At 68.1% G+C, this 17999-nt stretch carries 13 protein-coding genes; 8 read left to right on the top strand and 5 right to left on the bottom strand.

Going from position 1 to position 17999, the window contains the following annotated elements; genetic code table 11:
- The first annotated feature begins 95 nt into the window (after positions 1–95).
- Together DDE13_RS01745 and DDE13_RS01740 are read left to right on the top strand one after the other, a co-directional pair.
- Positions 96–2228 carry a 4Fe-4S binding protein gene (locus tag DDE13_RS01745; protein WP_111401025.1) on the top strand — a complete coding sequence of 711 codons (2133 nt, stop codon included), beginning with the start codon at positions 96–98 and terminating at the stop codon, positions 2226–2228.
- Positions 2225–3112 (top strand): FAD:protein FMN transferase, encoded by an 888-nt coding sequence (locus DDE13_RS01740; RefSeq protein ID WP_111401024.1) that lies wholly within the window; start codon positions 2225–2227, stop codon positions 3110–3112. The genes DDE13_RS01745 and DDE13_RS01740 overlap by 4 nt, the downstream gene beginning before the upstream one ends.
- Before the next feature lie 8 nt (positions 3113–3120).
- On the opposite strand, the gene DDE13_RS01735 is transcribed toward DDE13_RS01740, so the two are convergent.
- The 5 genes from DDE13_RS01735 to DDE13_RS01715 all read right to left on the bottom strand — a co-directional run bounded on the left by DDE13_RS01735 (position 3121) and on the right by DDE13_RS01715 (position 8878).
- Complete coding sequence (locus DDE13_RS01735) at positions 3121–3708, bottom strand: PqiC family protein (RefSeq protein ID WP_111401023.1); 588 nt, start codon at positions 3706–3708, stop codon at positions 3121–3123.
- On the bottom strand, positions 3705–6392 hold the full coding sequence (locus tag DDE13_RS01730) for a PqiB family protein (RefSeq protein WP_111401022.1): 2688 nt from the start codon (positions 6390–6392) through the stop codon (positions 3705–3707). Before DDE13_RS01730 ends, DDE13_RS01735 begins: the two co-directional genes overlap by 4 nt.
- Positions 6389–7099: a paraquat-inducible protein A gene (locus DDE13_RS01725; protein ID WP_235868544.1), complete on the bottom strand. Its 711-nt coding sequence runs from the start codon at positions 7097–7099 to the stop codon at positions 6389–6391. The genes DDE13_RS01730 and DDE13_RS01725 overlap by 4 nt, the downstream gene beginning before the upstream one ends.
- On the bottom strand, positions 7096–7767 hold the full coding sequence (locus DDE13_RS01720) for a paraquat-inducible protein A (protein ID WP_111401021.1): 672 nt from the start codon (positions 7765–7767) through the stop codon (positions 7096–7098). Before DDE13_RS01720 ends, DDE13_RS01725 begins: the two co-directional genes overlap by 4 nt.
- Before the next feature lie 64 nt (positions 7768–7831).
- Positions 7832–8878, bottom strand: coding sequence for a zinc ABC transporter substrate-binding protein (locus DDE13_RS01715; RefSeq protein WP_235868543.1), 1047 nt, complete (start codon positions 8876–8878; stop codon positions 7832–7834).
- 115 nt (positions 8879–8993) lie between these two features.
- On the opposite strand from DDE13_RS01715, the gene DDE13_RS01710 reads away from it, so the two are divergent.
- From DDE13_RS01710 to DDE13_RS01685, 6 genes are all read left to right on the top strand, one after another.
- Positions 8994–9497, top strand: a complete 504-nt coding sequence (locus tag DDE13_RS01710; protein ID WP_111401020.1) for a Fur family transcriptional regulator — start codon at positions 8994–8996, stop codon at positions 9495–9497.
- A gap of 144 nt (positions 9498–9641) precedes the next feature.
- Entirely contained in the window at positions 9642–10079 is a 438-nt protein-coding gene (locus tag DDE13_RS01705) for a hypothetical protein (RefSeq protein WP_111401019.1), read from the top strand.
- 153 nt (positions 10080–10232) lie between these two features.
- Positions 10233–15416, top strand: a complete 5184-nt coding sequence (locus DDE13_RS23160) for a 5'-nucleotidase C-terminal domain-containing protein (RefSeq protein ID WP_222626006.1) — start codon at positions 10233–10235, stop codon at positions 15414–15416.
- Positions 15417–15439: 23 nt separating this feature from the next.
- On the top strand, positions 15440–16027 hold the full coding sequence (locus tag DDE13_RS01695) for a PEP-CTERM sorting domain-containing protein (RefSeq protein ID WP_111401018.1): 588 nt from the start codon (positions 15440–15442) through the stop codon (positions 16025–16027).
- Positions 16028–16163: 136 nt separating this feature from the next.
- A complete protein-coding gene (locus DDE13_RS01690; RefSeq protein WP_111401017.1) occupies positions 16164–16790 on the top strand; it encodes a CDP-alcohol phosphatidyltransferase family protein in 627 nt (208 codons plus the stop codon).
- Positions 16787–17992: an ABC transporter substrate-binding protein gene (locus DDE13_RS01685; RefSeq protein WP_222626005.1), complete on the top strand. Its 1206-nt coding sequence runs from the start codon at positions 16787–16789 to the stop codon at positions 17990–17992. Before DDE13_RS01690 ends, DDE13_RS01685 begins: the two co-directional genes overlap by 4 nt.
- Positions 17993–17999: the final 7 nt, after the last annotated feature.

Below are 17999 nucleotides of genomic sequence, written 5' to 3'. Positions count from 1 at the left end.
TCCGCGCCGCCGGCACAGCGGACCGCGGCAGGTTCCCGCGCGCACCGACCTAAGTCGCATGGGCGCACGGCGCGGTCCCGCGATAGGGTTCGGCCATGTGGAAACCCCGTTTCATCGCCTGTCTTCGGGCCATGCTGGCCGCCCTCAGCCTTGCCACGGTCGCGGGGGCGGAGCCGCTGCCACGCGACGCCATCGCGCGGATGGTCGCCGCCCCCTTCGCGCTCGGGGATCCCGTCAACGACCGCGGCGTCTATGCCCTGCTGAATTCGGGCGGCGGCCATGCCGGCTATGTGTTCGAGACCGAACCGATGGCCCCCCTGCCCGGCTTTTCCGGCGCACCGATCAACATGCTGGTGACGCTGGACCCGGACGGAACCTTCATCGATGTGCGCCTGATCTCGCACAATGAACCGATCTTCGTGTCCGGGCTGGGCGAAGGCCCGTTCCATGCGTTCGTCGAACAGTATGGCGGGCTGTCGATCTCGGACAGCCTCGTGGTGGGCACGCCCTATGGCAAGGGCGGCGCGGGCAGCGATCTTGTCTATCTCGACGGCGTGACCAAGGCGACGGCAAGCGTGCGCATCGCCCATGAAAGCCTGATGGCCGCCGCGTTGCAGGTCGCGCGGGAAAAGATGAACGGCATCGCCGCGGGGCCCGCCGCCGAACCGGACCCGACCGTGGACGAGCCGCTCGACTGGGCCGCACTGGTCGCGCAAGGGCTGGTTGGTCACCTGCGCCTGACCAATGCCGAGGCCGATGCGCTCTTCGCAGGTACCGTCTGGCACGACGACGACCCGGAGGCGCGCGCCGATCCCGACGGGCTTTTCCTCGACCTGTGGCTCGTGGATATCGGGCCGCCATCCATCGCCCGCGCCGTGCTGGACGCCGAGAGCCTTGGCGAGTTGCAACGGTTCCGCGCGGTGGCGCCCGATGACGAACCCTTTCTCGTGATCGACACAGCGCGGCACGGGCTGGTGTCGGATGAATTCGTGCGCAACACGGCCCCCGACCGTCTGAGCGCCGCGCAGGGCGGCTTTCCGGTCGCGCTGCGCGACGCGGACATGTTCGTGACGCTGGCCCAGGACACTCCGCGCGAGATCCGCAACGGCACGGCGATGGTCCTGCGCACCGACCGGCGGCTGGGGTTCGACCCGTCCGCCCCGTGGGAGCTGCACGCCCAGGTCGTGCGCGCGCATGGCATGTTCCAGCCCGAGATCGGCGTGCGGAACGCCACGCTGACCCATGCGACGGACGCGCGCTTCTTCACCCGGCCCGGCGTGGTTCAACCCCTGCCCGCCTGGCAGGAGGCCCTGCTGAACCGCCGGACGGATATGGCCGTTCTAGGCGGGGGGCTGGCCGCGCTGCTGCTGGTGCAGGGCGCGGGGTTGAAGCGCTTCGCGGCGATGCGCGGCTACGTTCCGGTCCGGCTCGCGGTGCTGGGCTTCATGCTGGTCTTCGTCGGCTGGTGGGGACAGGGGCAGTTGTCCATCGTCACCGTGCTCGGCGTCATCCGCACCGCATGGGAGGGCGGCAGCTTCGGCTTCCTGCTGTACGACCCGTTCTCGCTCGCGCTCTGGGGCGCGGCGATCATCGGGTTCGTGGCCTGGGGGCGGGGGCTTTTCTGCGGCTGGCTGTGCCCGTTCGGCGCGCTGCAGGAATTCGCCCATTACCTTGGCCGGCTGCTGCGCCTGCCGGGGATCGAGCCGTCGGACCGCTGGGACGCTCGGCTGAAATCGATGAAATATGTGCTGCTGGCGGGCCTCGTGGCCACCGTCTTCGTCGCCCCCGGCGCCGTGGACACCGCCGCTGAGGTGGAACCCTTCAAGACATCCATCACCACGTTCTTCGTGCGGGAATGGTATTATGTCGCCTATGCCGTGTTCTGGCTGGTGCTGGGCACGGTGCTGTTCAAGGGCTTCTGCCGCTATGTCTGCCCCTTGGGCGCGGTCATGGCCATCGGGGGGCTGCTGCGCGGGCGCGACTGGATCGCGCGGCGCGTGGAATGCGGCACGCCCTGCCAGCTCTGCCGGGTGAAGTGCAGCTATGGCGCCATCGACCGGGCCGGGCGTGTCAACTATTCCGAATGCTTCCAGTGTCTCGATTGCGTGACGATCTATGAGGACCCCAAGACCTGCGTGCCGCGGGTTCTGGCGGCGCGCCGGGCCGGGCGGTCCGCCGATCCAAGGATGCCGCGACCCGCCACTCCCGGCCCGGTGCCCGCCGAATGACCCAGACCCGCCGCCGTTTCCTTGCCATCCTGGGCGCTGCCGCCGCCCTGCCCGGCACCGCGCAGGCCACTGCCCCCGCCTGGACCGGAATCGCATTGGGCGCGGAAGCCACGATCACGCTGGACGGCCCCGCCGCCCTTACCGCCCCCGCCCTGGCCGAGGCCGTGGCGGCCCTGCGGCGGGTGGAGCGGTTGTTCAGCCTCTATGACGCGGGATCGGATCTGTCGCGGCTCAATGCCTCCGGCAGACTTGACCGTCCCGGCGCGGACTGGGCGGCGTTGCTGCGTATCGCGGACAGGGTGCACCACGCGACCGAAGGGCGCTTCGACCCGACCGTGCAACCGCTCTGGCGCGCGCTGGCGGCAGGCCGCGATCCCGGACCTGCCCGCGCGGCCATCGGCTGGCACCGCATCCGGCACGGTGCGGAGGCGATCACGCTCGATACGGGGCAGGCGCTGACGCTCAACGGGATCGCGCAGGGCTATGCGACCGACGCCGTACGCGCGGTCCTGCGCCGCCATGGCTTCACCCGGTCGCTGGTGAATATCGGCGAATTCGCGGGCGATGGCGGGCCGTGGCGCCTGGGCTTGGCCGATCCCGCGCAGGGCATCGTGCTGGAAAGGACCCTTGCCGACGGCGCCATGGCCACGTCGAGCCCCGGTGCCATGACGCTCGGGCCGCACGGACATATCCTGCCAACGGCCGGTCACGCGCCTGTCTGGTCCACTGTCAGCGTGGAGGCCGACAGCGCCACGCTGGCCGACGCCGCGTCCACCGCGCTGTGCATGGCGGACCGGGCGGTCATCGCAGGGATAGCGCGCGCGCTGCCGGGGCTGCGCCGGATCACCGTCATCGACACGGACGGCAACATCGCCACGTTCTGACCGTCCGGTTACCGCGCGATCCGCCGAGCCAGGGTCTCTGCCAGCTGACCCAGCGTGGCCGATTGTGCGGCGGCCAGCGTCTGCGGGCTGTCGTCGGCCAGCGGCACCGCGATGTCGAACCGCCCGTCGCGGTCGGCAAGGTCGCTTGCCACAGGGGCGATGGCATAGCTGCCGCGCAGCACGAAGCGGCCCGGCGTGCCCTCCGCCCCCGCCTGCCCCAGCGCATCGGTCACCCGCACGGTCACGCTGGCCGAGGGCGGTTCGGCGAAGGGCCACGGCTCCACCGCGACCCGCGCCCCGGTGATCCTTTCCAGCGCATCGGCCAGCCGCAGGGTCAAGGCGCGCTCGGGCGTATCGGCCCAGACGGTGCCGGGCAGCGTACCGATCCCCCCATCCAGCCCCGCCCGCGCCACATCGTCGGCAGCGGCATAGCGCGGCAGCGACAGGTCCCGCAGTTCAAGCGAGGCGATGACCGGGCGCAGACGCAGGTCGGTCTGCACGGGCGGCACGGCGACCTGGGTCACCGGCCCGGCACAGGCCACGAGCGCAAGGCAGGCCGCGGCCAGCGCCGCGCGAAGGGTCAATCGTTCCATCATCTTCCGATCAGCAAGGCGTTGGGTTTGCGTTCGATGGTCCGGGCGAGCGCCGTCACGGCACGGGCCGTGTCGCGCAGGTCGCGCAGGGTCGCCAGCGTCTGGGCGTTGAATTCCGACCGGCCGCCATAGGCGGCGATCAGCGCCTCGGACTGGGCGATCACGTCGTCCAGACGGGCGGCAAGCAGCGGCAGGCTTTCAGCCGCCGCCGCCACCGCATCCGCCGCCTGCGCCGCCGAGGCGAGCGTGGCGTTGGTGTTGTCGACCACGCCGCCCTCGCGCAATTCCGCAAGCGTTCCCTCGATCTCCGAAAGCGCTCCCGAAAGGGCCGCGGGAAGCTGCGCGGTGTCGGGCCCGCCGACCAGCGTTTCGGCGGACCGCACCAACGCCTCGGACGCCGCCACGAGATCGGCGAGCGGCAGCGATTCCGCCTGCTGCGCCACCGCGTCGATCCGTTCCAGCAGCGCGGGTAGCCCGGCGGCGGTCGCATCCACGGATTGCGCGATGCTGTCGGCGCGCGCCAGTGCCGATGTCAGTGCCGCCACCGCGTCGCTTTCGGCCAGCTGCCCGGTGATCGCCTCCACGTCCCGGACCGCGCCCGAGAGGTCGGTCAGAACCGCACCGGCGCGGGCGGGCAGCGCGCGGGTGTCCGGATCGGCAAGGATCGCGCCCGCCCCGTCCAGCACCGTGCCCGCCTGTACCGCAAGCTGGTCGAGCGGCAGCGTGTTCGCCTGCGCCACCAGCGCATCGATACGCGCCAGCAGGTCCGGCAGGTCCGCCGCCGCGCTGTCGACGCTTGCCGCGATGCTGCCGGTGCGTTCCAGCGCAGCCACCAGTTGCGGCACCGCGTCGCCATTGCGAAGCTGCCCGGTGACGGCCCGCACATCGCTGAGCGCCGCATCGAGGTCGGCCAGAACCGCCGACAGCGCATCCGGCGCACCCTGCACACCGTCGCTTTCGACGATGGCGCGCCCCGCGGCCAGAAGCCCGGCGGCCTCCGCCGTCAGTTGTTCGAGCGGCAGACCGGCGGCCTCGGCCGCAAGCGTCGTCATCCGTTCGGCCAGTCCGGGCAGATCCTCCGCCGTGGCCTGTATCGCGGCGGCGATGGCGTCGCTGCGTTCGAGGGCCGCCAGAAGATTGGCGATGGCATCGCCCTCTTCCACCCGCGTCAGGATCGCGTCGAGCGTATCGAGCCCCGCCGCGGCGCTGTCCACCGCCCCAGACAGTTCCGGCGAGCCGACGAAGCCGCGCAATTCGTCGATCAGCGCGACCAGCGCCGCAGGGGCCGCGCGCGCATCCTGCGAGGCGACGAGCGTGTTCACGTTGCCCAGCAGCGCCGCGACCTCGTCCACGATTTCCTCGATGGGCAGCCGTTCGAGACGCGCAAGCGCGTTGCGGGCCGTGTTGACCGGGTCCGAAATGTCCGGCGCCGCCGTCGGCAGCAGGAGCCGGTCTTCCGACAGCTGCAGCGCGGCCACGGGGGCGTCGGGCAATTCGGCCAGTTCCAGCTTGAGTGACGTACCCAGCAGCCCGTCGCTGACAAGCCGCACGCGGTAGCCTTCGGCAACGAGGCGTGCGAGCAGCGCGCGGGTATCTTCGCCGGCGTCCTCGCCCTCAAGACCCATGCGCGACGGCACAAGCCGTATGTCCGCCCGCAAGAGCAGCGCCTGCGCGGCCCCTTCCGGCGCGGGCTCGGCGCGGGTGGCGACCACGGTTCCGATGGAAAGACCGCGATATTCGACCGCAGCCCCCACCGACAGCCCGGTAAAGGACCCTTCGAACAGTGCCGACACCGGCAGCACTGGCCCGTCCTCTTCCGGGGGAACGGCGGATCCGGCGCTGTCGCGGTCCGCGTAGACGTCGAAGACATGCCCGTCCTGCACGGCATCGGCCCCGCCAAGGACCGTGTCGAAGGCGATACCGCCCTGCACCAGCGCACTCAGGTTCGCCACGTCCACGCGCAGGCCACTGGCCCCCACGCCCACCGTGAAACCCGACGCGTTCCAGAACCGCGCCCCCGAGGTCACCAGCCGGTCATAAGGCGCGCGCACGAAGGCCCGCGCGGTCACCCCGCTGCCATCGGGCAGCAATTCCGGCCGGTCGATCAGGCCCACATTGACGCCCTTGAAGATCACGGGCGCACCCGCCGACAGCATGCCCCCGCGCGGCGCGCGCAAGGTGAATTCCACCCCGGTCTGCGTCCCGGTGATGAGCGGGCGGGCGTCGAGTCCGAAGAACTGGGTCGCGGACGGTCCCGGCACCTGGTCCCATGCCCCTTCGAGATACACACCGCCCAGCAGCGTGCCCAGCCCGGTGACCCCCTGCGCCGAGATCTCGGGCTGGACGATCCAGAACCGCGCATCGGCATCGACATAGGACGCCACCGACTTGTCGATCCGCACGGCGACGATGACGTGGCGCAGGTCGTTGGAGAAGCGCACGTCCTCCACCCGACCCACGGTCACGTCCCGAAACCGCAGCTGTGTCTCGTTCTCCAGCACGCCCGCGGCGTTGTCGAAGCGGATCTCGATGAGCGGTCCGCGGTCGGCAAAGGTCTGCCACGCCATGGCCAGCGCCACGCCCAGCGCGATGACGGGCACGAGCCACACCCATGACGGCCTCCCGCCACGCGAAGTTTCGATGCGCATGTCCGCGGCATCGGGGGGCAGGCTGTTGGAATCCGTCATGTGGGATGCGTCCTTTGCCCCGCGCGGGGCGGCATGGGATGCGCCGGGTCATGCGCCGCCGCGGCGCGCGCACCCCCGGCGGGCAGGGGATCGGTCGCATCCCAGATAAGTCGGGGATCGAGGCTGATCGCCGACAACATCGTGAAGATCACCGAGGTACCGAAACAGATCGCGGCAAGGCCGGGCACGATCCCCGCCACCTGGCCCAGATGCACCAGCGCCGCGAGAATGGCTACCACGAACACGTCGATCATCGACCAGCGGCCGATGAATTCCACCGCCTCGTAAAGCTGGTGCAGCCGATGCGCATGCCCTTCGCGCGCACGGCGGATCGCCAGCATGACCCAGGCGATCGCGACGAACTTGCCCACCGGGATCGCGAGGGATGCCAGAAGCACGACGATCCCCACGAACGGGTCGCCATAGGATATCAGGTCTACCGCGCCGCCCACGATGGTGCTGGAATAGGTTTCCGTCACGGTTTCCGTAATCATCATAGGGTATAGGTTCGCAGGGACATAGGCCACCAGCCCCGCAAGCCACCACGCCCAGACCCGCTGGATGCTGTCGGGCAGCCGGCTGTGCAGGCGGGCGCCGCAGCGGGTGCACACGGCCCGTTCCTTCGGGAAGACACGCCCGCAGCGCAGGCAGCCCACTAGCCCCGCCGCGCGGGCCGTGATGCCGCCGTGACCGGTCTGCGCGGTCACCGCGCGGTCTCCAGCGCCCGCCAGAGGCTGCGCTCGCACAGGATCGTATCCTTTGCCGCGACCAGCACGACAAGCGCCACGAAGGCCCAGAAGGATGGGCCGAACCCCACCTGGGCCAGACTGGCGACCTTCACCAGCGCGACGGCGACCCCGATGATGAAGATTTCCGCCATCGCCCAGGGCCGCAGCCGCATCGCCAGGCGGAACGCCGCCGCCGCATGGGCGCGCGGGCGGCGGCCCGCGGCAAGCGGCCAGAGCGCGTAGATGAGCGCCACGAGCCGCGTCACCGGCAGCACCACGATCAGCGCCGCAACGATCACCGACAGCGGCGCCATCCGCCCCGACGCCTCGGCGAAGCTGAGCGCCGCATCGATGACCGATGCCTCGCTGTGCAGCCCGCTGGCGTCGATGGCGAGAAACGGGAAGCTGACCGCCACCACCATCAGCACAAGCGCCCCCATGGCAAGCGCGACGATGGTTGCCGCAGCACCCGCCCTTGGCGCCAGCAGGACCGTCCCGCACCGCGGGCACCGCGCCCGCGCACCGTCGGCAAGCTGCGGCACGCGGTTGAGCAGGTCGCATTGCGGGCAGGCGACGAGCCCGGACAGGTCCGCGTGGTGGGGTGCGCTGGAAGGGTCCTGTCCGGCAGGGGCCGCATGATCTGTCATGACGGCATGATGCGGCTTTGGGGCGGCGGGAACAAGCCTTGGGCGCGCGACGCCCTGTACCGCGTCAGTCCGGTGCGCCGCAGGTCACCAGCGCATCCACGATGTCGCGCAGGACAGCCCCGTAGAGCGCCGGCCCCGGCGCGTGGGTCGCGCCCAGCGGATCCACCTCGGCGATCGCCGCATCCGTGCCGTCGATCACCGTCGTGATGAGCGCCGTGTTCAATTGCGGCTCGGCGAAGGCGCATCGCACGCCGCGGTCGCGGACCACCGCGCGGATCTCGGCGATGCGTGCGGGGCTGGGGTCACTGCCATCGGCCAGAACGATGGCCCCTGCCGCGGGCAGATCGAAGGCGGATTCAAGATACTGGTAGCCGTCGTGGAAGACCACGAAGGGTGACGGCGGATCGGCGGCAAGCCGCGCCGCAAGCGCCTGCTCCAGCGTCAGCAGGTCCGCTTGCGCCGCGGCGGCGTTGGCGGCGTAGCGCGCGGCATTGTCCGGATCGATCCGCGACAGCGCCGCCGCGATCACATCCAGCCAAGCCCGCCCGTTCGCGGGATCGAGCCACATATGCGGATCGACGCCATCCCCTGCCCCATGATCGTGCCCGTGACCGTGGTCGCCTTCGTCAACATGGTCGTCATCGTGGTGGTGTTCTTCGTGGCCGTGTTCGTCGGCGTGGTCATCGTGCCCGTGGTCGTCGGCATGGTCATCCGCCTCTTCGTGACCCTCTGTGCCGACAGCCGCGAAATCGGCACTGTCGCGCATGGGCAGACGCCGCGTGGCGGGCGCCACGTCCAGCCTCAGGATCTCGGCGCCGGATGCGAGGCCCGGCAACGCGCTCTCCAGCCAAGGTGTCAGACCCGGCCCGACCCAGACCACCAGTTCGGCGTCCTGCAAAGTGCGCGCCTCCGACGGGCGCAGGGCGTAGCCATGGGGCGACGCACCGGGCGCCACGATCAGATCCGGTGCACCCACCCCTGCCATGACCTGCGCCACAAGCGCGTGCACGGGCGGGATATCGGCGGCCACACGCGGTGCATCGGCCCGCAGCGGCAGGGCGGACAGGCAGACCATGGCGAATCCGCCAAGAAACGGCGTACGGTTGAGCATCGGGACCTCATATGGTTACTATATAACATAACGGGAAGCTAGACCCATGCCGCCCGGTTTGCAAGGCACAACCCACGCACCGACCGGCGTGGCGGCTCGGAAGGAAGATTGACTTATGTCGCACACGGCTTTCGCGCCCCATGACCATTCCCGCTGCATCGCCGACACGATTGCCGCGGCAGAGACGCATTGCGCCGCGCACAAGCTGCGCCTGACGCCCGTGCGGCGGCGGGTGCTGGAAATCCTGCTCGGCGCACACCGGGCGATGGGGGCCTATGACATCCTTGCGCAGATCGGGTCCGAGGGGCTCGGCTCGCAGCCGCCCGTGATCTATCGCGCGCTCGATTTCCTGACAGGCATCGGCTTCGTCCACAGGATCGAGAAGCTGAACGCCTATGTGGCCTGCACCGACCCGCGGCCCGGCCATGCCCCGGCCTTCATGATCTGCCGTGCCTGCGACGCGGTGGCCGAGACACCGGGCGCGCCGGGGCGCGGGGCGCTTGACGCCGCCGCGGCACAGGCCGGGTTCCGGATCGAGCGCGCCGTGATCGAGGCCGAGGGGCTATGCCCCGACTGCGATGCCGCGACACGCGCGGACGCGCCAGACCTGCCGATGTGATTGTCCGACAGCCGACGCGCCCAGGCTTCGCCAGAAAATCCCGCGCCATGTGACCATGTCACCGACCGGGCCAGGAACCTTACGTATTCAATCTTTGCGATGTGCTTATCCCGGCGCATCCCGCAAACGAGGATACGACCGACCATGAAATCCCTCTTTCTTGCCGCCGCCACCGCCTGCACGCTTGCCGGCGCGGCCTTCGCCGACGATCACAAGGCGGACCTCGTCACCGTTATCGCGAGTGCCGATGCGCAAAGCCAGCTGATGGGCATGGTGCTGACCATGCAGGCGGTCCAGCAGGGCGCCACGGCGCATATCCTGCTGTGCGGCCCGGCAGCGGACATCGCCCTGAAGGACGCACCCGCAAGCGCGACCGCCCCCCAGCCGCCCCAGGGCATGAGCCCGCGCGGCCTGATGCAGGCGATCATCGAAAAGACCCCGACCAAGGCCGAAGTCTGCGCGATCTACCTGCCCGGCAAGGGACTGGACGCATCGGCGCTGATTGAAGGCGTGACCCCCGCCAAGCCGGACGAGATGGCCAAGCGGCTTCTGGGCGAGAATACCCGCATCCTGAGCTTCTGATTGCGCAAGGAACAGGCGGCCTGCCGGACTTTGCGGCGGCCCGCTGCCCCAACGGCAGACAAGATTCTGACAGGTGTGACAAAATTTCGTCACAATGGATGGTTAACAGACTCCTAATCGCACGGCGTTCTGCCCGCCCAACAGGAGTCTTCCATGTCCGATCTCGTCATTACCGGTGTCATCGACGGTCCGCTGAGCGGGGGCCTTCCGAAGGCCGTCGAAATCTACGTCCGCAACGATATCGCGGACCTGTCCGTCTATGGACTGGGCAGCGCCAACAATGGCGGCGGAACGGATGGCGAGGAGTTCACCTTCCCGGCGGTCGCGGCCACGGCTGGCAGCTTCATCTACGTCGCATCCGAATCGACTGGCTTCACGAGCTTCATGGGCTTCGCGCCCGACTACACGTCCGCCGCCCTGTCGATCAACGGTGACGACGCGATCGAGCTGTTCCAGGACGGCGCGGTCGTTGATCTGTTCGGCGACCAGAACACCGACGGCACCGGCGAAGCGTGGGATCACGTGGATGGCTGGGCCTATCGCAACGCGAATACAGGCCCCTCGGCCACGTTCGACGCGTCGGAATGGACGTTCTCGGGCCCGGACGCGCTGGACGGGGAAGCCAGCAACGCCACCGCAGCCGCGGCCTTTCCGACCGGCAGCTACAGCGCGGAACCCCAGCCCACGGTCATCAACGCGGTGCTGGGCAGCACCACTGGTGTGGATTCCGAATTCATCGAGTTGTACGGCGCCCCCGGCACGTCGCTCGACGGGCTCAGCATCATCATCGTCGAAAGCGACGACCAGTCCAGCAATGGCAACATCGACAGCCGCATCGACCTGACGGCCGCGGACGTGATCGGCGACAACGGCTTCTTCCTTCTGGCCAACGAATTGGCCGAGGAGACCTATGTCGTGACCGCCGACAAGGCGCTGGACAACAACTTCGTCGAGAACAGCAGCTACACCGTCGCGCTCGTGGAAACGGCCAGCCTGACCGGAAATGCGGTCGCGGGCGCCGAGGTCGTGCTGGACAGCGTCGGTGTCACCGATGGCGAGACTGCGGGCTTCTTCGCCTTCGGCGCGCCGGTCGTCGGTCCTGACGGCGCGTTCCTGCCCGCGGGCGTGCGCCGCAACGTGGACGGGGTCGATACCGACACGGCAGGCGACTTCACGATCCTCGATTTCAACAACGATCCGTCCATCAACAACCCGACGGCGGGCAGCGGCGACACCCCGCCGCCACCCCCGCCGGCAGAATTGACCGCGATCTACGACATTCAGGGTGCCGGCCATACATCGGCACTGGTGGGTGACCGCGTCACGACGTCGGGTATCGTGACGGCCGTGGACAGCAACGGCTTCTACCTCCAGGACGCCACCGGCGACGGCGATGCCGCAACATCCGACGCGCTCTTCGTCTTCACGGGCGGCGCACCGCTGGTGACCGTCGGCGACGCGATCGAGGTCGAGGGCACGGTGTCGGAATTCACCCCCGGCGGCGTCAGCACCGGCAACCTGTCCACCACGCAACTGTCCGGCAACCCGGTCATCACGCTGCTGTCGTCCGGCAACGCGCTGCCGACAGCCGAGATCATCGGCCAGGGCGGGCGTATCCCCGTCTCGGCGACCATCGACGATGACAGCTTCACCAGCTTCGACCCGACCGAGGACGGTATCGACTTCTTCGAGGCGCTCGAAGGGATGCTGGTGACGGCGAAGGACCTGATGGCCGTGTCCGGCACAAACGGCTTTGGCGAAATCTTCGCCGTCGTTGACCAGGGCGCGGATGCCACCGGCCTCAGCGCACGGGGCACACTCAACATCGCCCCCGACGATTTCAACCCCGAGAAGATCCAGATCAACGAGGATACCGGCATCCTTCCCGGCTTCTCGATCCCGCAGGTAGATGTGGGCGCGCTGCTGGGCGACGTCACGGGCGTGATCGGCTACAGCTTCGGCAACTACGAAATCCTGCCGACCGAAGGCTTCATCGCGACGCCCGGCACGGTGACACCCGAGGTCACGACCATCGCGGGCGACAGCGACACGCTGACCGTGGCCAGCTACAACGTGCTGAACCTTGACCCGAACGACGCGGACGGCGATGCCGATATCGCCGACGGACGGTTCGACGCCATCGCGGCGCAGATCGTGAACAACCTGAACGCGCCCGACGTGATCGGGCTTCAGGAAATCCAGGACAATACCGGCAGCATCAACGACGGGATCGTGTCGGCGGACATGACGCTGCAAATGCTGGTCGATGCCATCGTCGCGGCAGGCGGGCCGGAATACAGCTTCATCGACAACACGTTCATCGGCGACAACACCTCCGGCGGCCAGCCGGGAGCGAATATCCGCACCGCGTTCCTGTACAATGACGAGCGGGTGGACCTGGTGGTCGACAGCGTCCAGACCATCGGCGGACAGGGTTCGGGTGAGGCCTTCGTGGGCGCGCGCCTTCCCATCGCGGCGGATTTCACCTTCAATGGCGAAACGGTAACAGTCGTGAACAACCATTTCTCGTCCAAGGGCGGGTCTGCCCCGATCCTCGGCGTCGAACAGCCCTTCGACGGGCGGCAGGAAGACGTGACCGTCAACGGGTCGCTCGACGAGCGGCAGGCACAAAGCCAGGCCGTGCAGGACTTCCTGGCCGCGAAGCTGGCCGACAACCCGGCGGCGAAACTTGTGGCGCTTGGCGATTTCAACGAATTCGAATTCGTCTCGCCGGTCACGGGTCTGGAAAACGTCCTGAATGCCGATGGCGCGGGCGCGAACAATCTGACCAACACGCTCGACCCGCTGGAGCGTTATACATTCAACTTCCAGGGCAACAGCCAGTCGCTCGACCATATCGTCGTATCCGACAGCCTTGCCGAGACAGCGGAATTCGACATCGTGAACGTGAACAGCGAATTTGCCGACAGCGCGACAAGGGCGTCGGACCACGATCCGCTGGTCGCGTCCTTCACCATCCCCGCAGCGCCGACCGCATGGACGCTGGAGCTTCTGCACATCACCGACCAGGAGGCGTCGACCGGCCAGATCGGCGATATCGCGCGGGCATCGGGCGTGCTGAACGCGCTCGACGCGCAGGACCTCGGCGGCGACGGGATCGCCGACAACACCGTGCGCCTGTCCTCGGGAGACGCGCTCATCCCCGGCGTGTTCTATGCGGCCTCCGAGGCGGTGTTCGGATCGCGCGGGATCGCGGATATCCAGCTCGTGAACGAGATGGGCTTCCAGGCCGTGGCCTTGGGCAACCATGAATTCGACAACGGTACCGGCGAACTGGCCGCGCTGATCGACGGCTCCGCACCGGGCGATTTCTCTGCCCTGACCGGCACTGCGCTCGAGGGGCTGGACTTCACCGGGACGGCCTTCCCCTACCTGTCCACCAATCTCGACTTTTCCACCGACGCCAATCTGGCGCCGCTGGAGGTTGCAGGCGGGCAGGCACCCATTGGCAATGTCGTGTCGTCGTCCACCGTGCTCGACGTCAACGGCGAGAAGCTGGGCGTGGTCGGCGCGGTGACCCCGAACCTGGCCAGCATCTCCAGCACGGGCGGCGTGGGCATCTCGCCCGCGTGGGCCGGCGCCACCCCGACCGACGCCGAGCTTGATGCGCTGGCCGCTGAAATCCAGGCCGAGGTCGACGCGCTCCTGCTCGCCAACCCGGACATGAACAAGGTCGTGCTGCTGACGCACATGCAGCAGATCGAGATCGAGTACCAACTGGCCACGCGCCTGTCGAACGTGGATATCATCGTCGGCGGCGGGTCCAACACGCGGCTCTTTGACGACAACGACTACATCCGCCCGGGCGACAGCGACCAGGGCGACTATCCGCAGTTCTTCACCGATGCGGACGGCAACCCGATCGCGGTGGTCAACACGGACGGGTCCTACAAGTATGTCGGGCGGCTGGTGATCGATTTCGACGAAGAAGGCCGGATCATCCCCGAAACCTACGACGAAACCGTGTCGGGCGCCTATGCCACGGACGAAACGGGGCTGGCCAATGTCGGCGGCGAAGCCTTCATCGATCCGGAGGTACAGGCGATCACCGATGCGATCCAGGCCGAGATCATCGCGACCGAAGGCAACGTTTTCGGCATCTCGAACGTGTTCCTGAACGGCAACCGGTCCGGGTCGGACACGGACGGGGTTCGGACGCAGGAAACCAATCTCGGCAACCTGACCGCGGATGCGAACCTCGCCGTCGCCAAGGAAACCGACGACACGGTGATGGTGTCGATCAAGAATGGCGGGGGCATTCGCGCCTCCATCGGGGAAACGGTGGTGCCCGCCGGTGGCGGCACCTTCGAGCGCCTGCCCAACGGCGAGATCGTGGACAGCGACGGCAACGTGGTGAAGCCCGAAGGCGGCATCAGCCAGAACGACATCGCCACGGCGCTGGCTTTCAACAACGACCTGTCGCTGCTCACCCTGACGCACCAGGAACTGGTGGACGTGCTGGAACACGGCATCGGCGTGCTGCCCGGCGCGGCGGGCCAGTTCCCGCAGGTGTCCGGGCTCCAGTTCAGCTTCGACCCGGACCTGCCCGCGGGCAGCCGGATCGTGAATGCCGCGATCACCGACGAGGACGGCAACGACCTGGCCGTGCTGGTCCGCGACGGCGAGGTGCAGGACGCATCTGCGACGGTACGGATCGTGACGCTCGGGTTTCTTGCGGATGGCGGCGACGGTTACCCCTTCCCGACCGGCCCGGCAGCCGACCGGGTTGACCTGACCGATCTCGACGGCGACGGCACCGAGGACGGGCTGACCACCGGCGTGGCGACCTTCGCCGCGGACGGCACGGAACAGGATGCGCTGGCGGAATACCTTGCCGCGAATTTCGGCGATGCGGCCAATGCCTATGACGACACGGACGCCGCGATCTCGCTCGACACGCGCATTCAGAACCTCAACTTCCGCGCCGACGACGTGATCGACACGCCTGCCTTCAACCTGATCGAGGGCACGGATGGCCGTGACCGGCTGACCGGAACCGATGCCGACGACCTGTTCCTCAGCGGTGCCGGGATCGACACGATGGAAGGCGGCATGGGCGCGGATGCCTTCGTCTTCGGCGCGGAGACCTTCAACGGAATTCGCGACCGCGACATCATCACGGACTACGAGGTGGGTATCGACGTGATCGGCCTGACGGCCGGGGCCACGGTCGCGGACATCCGCGAGACGTCCTCGGCGGTCGTGGTCTACTTCGACGATCCGACCGGGGCGCAGGATGCGCTGTATGTGCGTGGCGACGGCGTCACCGCAGCCAACCTCACCTTCGAAACCTTCGACACGATCGCCTTCGCGTGATCCTGAACGGGAAACCAAGAACCATGAAAACACTTCTTTCCGCAGTTGCCATCGGTCTGGCCGCCTTCACCGCGGCCGACCGGGTCGAGGCCACTCAACTCAACTACGCCATTGATGCGCCGGTAATCGACCTGCCCTTCGCCACCGCCGACTATGCCGAATTCAGCGGTACGGGCGACCTGACCATGTTCTTCGCCGAAGGACTGGCGACGGGAACGCCGCAGTCGGGTGACCTGTTCGTGGACCTGGTCCTGGGCTTCGATCCGCTCGATCCTGCAGGCACCGCCTTCGGCAGCCTGTTCTCGGTGGATGATGACGGTGCGTTCCTTGATGGTGATGTGCTTCGGACAGGTTTCGATGGCGACGTGCTGCAGGTCGTGTTCGGCAACCTGACCGGAAAGGCCGCCGGAGATTTCGGCCGTTTCGCACTGTTGGAGCTTGTATTCATCTTCCCGTCCGCCGGAACCGACCCGCTGACGACGCTGATCGATGGCGAAGCCTATGATGTCGCGGGAACCATCTATGCGGCGACGCCCATTCCGGTGCCCGCGGCCCTGCCGCTTATGGCCGCCGCGCTTGGGGGGCTGGTGCTGCTGCGCCGCCGCCGCTGACGCGACCGGGGACGCGCCTTGCACCCGCGGCCCCGCGCCGCGGGCGTTCGCGTGCCTGCACGACCCGTCACGTTCCCGTTTGGGCGATGGACGCATGCGGGACAGCGCGGCATAACGGCAGGCGAAAGGACCGCCTATGCTCGATGCCGCAGCCCGCAAACTGATCGATCCGCCGCTGAACCGGCTTGGCCGGGTGCTGGCCGCGCGTGGCGTCGCCGCCGACCATGTCACGGTGGCCGGTCTGATGCTCGGCCTGACCGCGGCGGCGCTTGTCTGGGCGGGCGCGTTCTGGATCGCCCTTCTTGCGCTGCTGGCATCGCGTCTGGCCGATGGGCTGGATGGCGCTGTCGCACGGGCCTCTGCCCCGACGGATTTCGGCGGATACCTTGATATCGCTGCGGATTTCCTGTTCTACGGGGCGGTGCCGCTGGCCTTCGTGCTGCACGATCCGGCGGCCAACGGCGTAGCGGGCGCGTTCCTTCTGGCGTCCTTCTATTTCAACGGCACCAGCTTCCTCGGTTTCGCGATTCTCGCCGAAAAACGCGGGATGGAAACATCGGCGCAGGGGGCCAAATCGCTCTATTTCTCCAACGGGCTCCTTGAAGGGACCGAAACGATCCTTTTCTTCGTGGCGCTCTGCCTGCTGCCGGGGCTGTTCACGCCACTGGCCTTCGTGTTCGGCGCGCTGTGTTTCGTCACCGCCACGCTGCGCATCCATGCCGCGCGGCGCATCTTCACCGACCGAAAGGACCCGACCCGATGATCCGATCCATGCTGCTGACCGCAGGGCTGGCGCTTGCCGCTCTGCCGGCCCTGGCCGATCCCGATCCCGCCGACTGGGACGCCGTGCTGGAAGAGGCGCAGGGACAGACCGTGTTCTGGCATGCTTGGGGCGGATCCACGCCGACCAACGACTTCATCGCTTGGGCGGGAAGACGCGTGGCAGAGGACCATGGCGTCACCGTCGAACACGTGAAACTGACCGACACCGCCGACGCTGTCACCCGCGTGTTGAGCGAGAAGCAGGCCGGGCGCGACACCGGCGGTGCGGTGGACCTGATCTGGATCAACGGGCCGAACTTCGCGGCGATGAAGGACGCCGGGCTGCTGTTCGGGCCTTTCGCGGAACAGTTGCCGAACTGGCGGTACGTCGATGTGGACGGAAAGACGGTGCGCACCGATTTCACCGTCCCGACCGCAGGGTATGAATCCCCCTGGGCCATGGCGCAGGTCGTGTTCATGCACGATACCGCCGACCTGCCAGACCGGCTGGGCAGCATGGCTGCCATCCGCGACTGGGCCGCGGCGAACCCCGGTCGCTTCACCTATCCGCAGCCGCCCGATTTCCTGGGCGTGACGTTCCTCAAACAGGTGCTTCTGGACATCACCGCGGATGCGGCGGTGCTGGCGCAACCCGTGGACGACGCGAACTATGACCGGGCGGTCGATCCGCTCTGGGCCTATCTCGACAGCCTGACACCTGCGCTGTGGCGCGACGGGCGGGCATACCCGGCGAACGGCCCCGCGCAATTGCAACTGATCACGGATGACGAGATCGATCTCGCGATTTCCTTCAGCCCCGGCGAGGCGTCGACCGCCATCGAAACCGGGCAACTGCCGCCAACCGTCCGAACCTTCGTGCTGGATCGTGGCACGCTCGGCAATGCGTCTTTCGTGGCGATCCCTTATAATTCCGGGGCCAAAGCGGGCGCGATGGTGCTGGCCGATTTCCTGCTGTCGCCCGAGGCACAGTTGCGCGCGCAGGACCCCGCGATCCTTGGCTATGGCACCGTTCTCGACATGGACGCGTTGCCCGCGGCCGACCGCGAAGCCTTCGCCGCGCTCGATCTCGGTGTTGCGACCCTAAGCCCGGCAGAGCTGGGGCAGGTCCTGCCCGAACCGCATCCAAGCTGGATGACCCGCATCGCAGCGGACTGGCAGCGTCGCTACGGCACCGGCCAGTAAACCCGCG

This window comes from Meridianimarinicoccus zhengii (assembly GCF_003254465.1).
In the GTDB taxonomy this organism is placed as follows: Bacteria; Pseudomonadota; Alphaproteobacteria; order Rhodobacterales; family Rhodobacteraceae; genus Meridianimarinicoccus; species Meridianimarinicoccus zhengii.
The sequence above is the reverse complement of the archived record's forward strand: the minus strand, read 5'-3'. Positions and strand labels throughout refer to the sequence as shown.

Bases quoted from the DNA above. Each gene is read 5' to 3' on its own strand.
- DDE13_RS01745 (WP_111401025.1), top strand. From the start codon at position 96: ATGTGGAAACCCCGTTTCATCGCCTGTCTTCGGGCCATGCTGGCCGCC.
- DDE13_RS01740 (WP_111401024.1), top strand. From the start codon at position 2,225: ATGACCCAGACCCGCCGCCGTTTCCTTGCCATCCTGGGCGCTGCCGCC.
- DDE13_RS01735 (WP_111401023.1), bottom strand. From the start codon at position 3,708: ATGATGGAACGATTGACCCTTCGCGCGGCGCTGGCCGCGGCCTGCCTT.
- DDE13_RS01730 (WP_111401022.1), bottom strand. From the start codon at position 6,392: ATGACGGATTCCAACAGCCTGCCCCCCGATGCCGCGGACATGCGCATC.
- DDE13_RS01720 (WP_111401021.1), bottom strand. From the start codon at position 7,767: ATGACAGATCATGCGGCCCCTGCCGGACAGGACCCTTCCAGCGCACCC.
- DDE13_RS01715 (WP_235868543.1), bottom strand. From the start codon at position 8,878: ATGCTCAACCGTACGCCGTTTCTTGGCGGATTCGCCATGGTCTGCCTG.
- DDE13_RS01710 (WP_111401020.1), top strand. From the start codon at position 8,994: ATGTCGCACACGGCTTTCGCGCCCCATGACCATTCCCGCTGCATCGCC.
- DDE13_RS01705 (WP_111401019.1), top strand. From the start codon at position 9,642: ATGAAATCCCTCTTTCTTGCCGCCGCCACCGCCTGCACGCTTGCCGGC.
- DDE13_RS23160 (WP_222626006.1), top strand. From the start codon at position 10,233: ATGTCCGATCTCGTCATTACCGGTGTCATCGACGGTCCGCTGAGCGGG.
- DDE13_RS01695 (WP_111401018.1), top strand. From the start codon at position 15,440: ATGAAAACACTTCTTTCCGCAGTTGCCATCGGTCTGGCCGCCTTCACC.
- DDE13_RS01690 (WP_111401017.1), top strand. From the start codon at position 16,164: ATGCTCGATGCCGCAGCCCGCAAACTGATCGATCCGCCGCTGAACCGG.
- DDE13_RS01685 (WP_222626005.1), top strand. From the start codon at position 16,787: ATGATCCGATCCATGCTGCTGACCGCAGGGCTGGCGCTTGCCGCTCTG.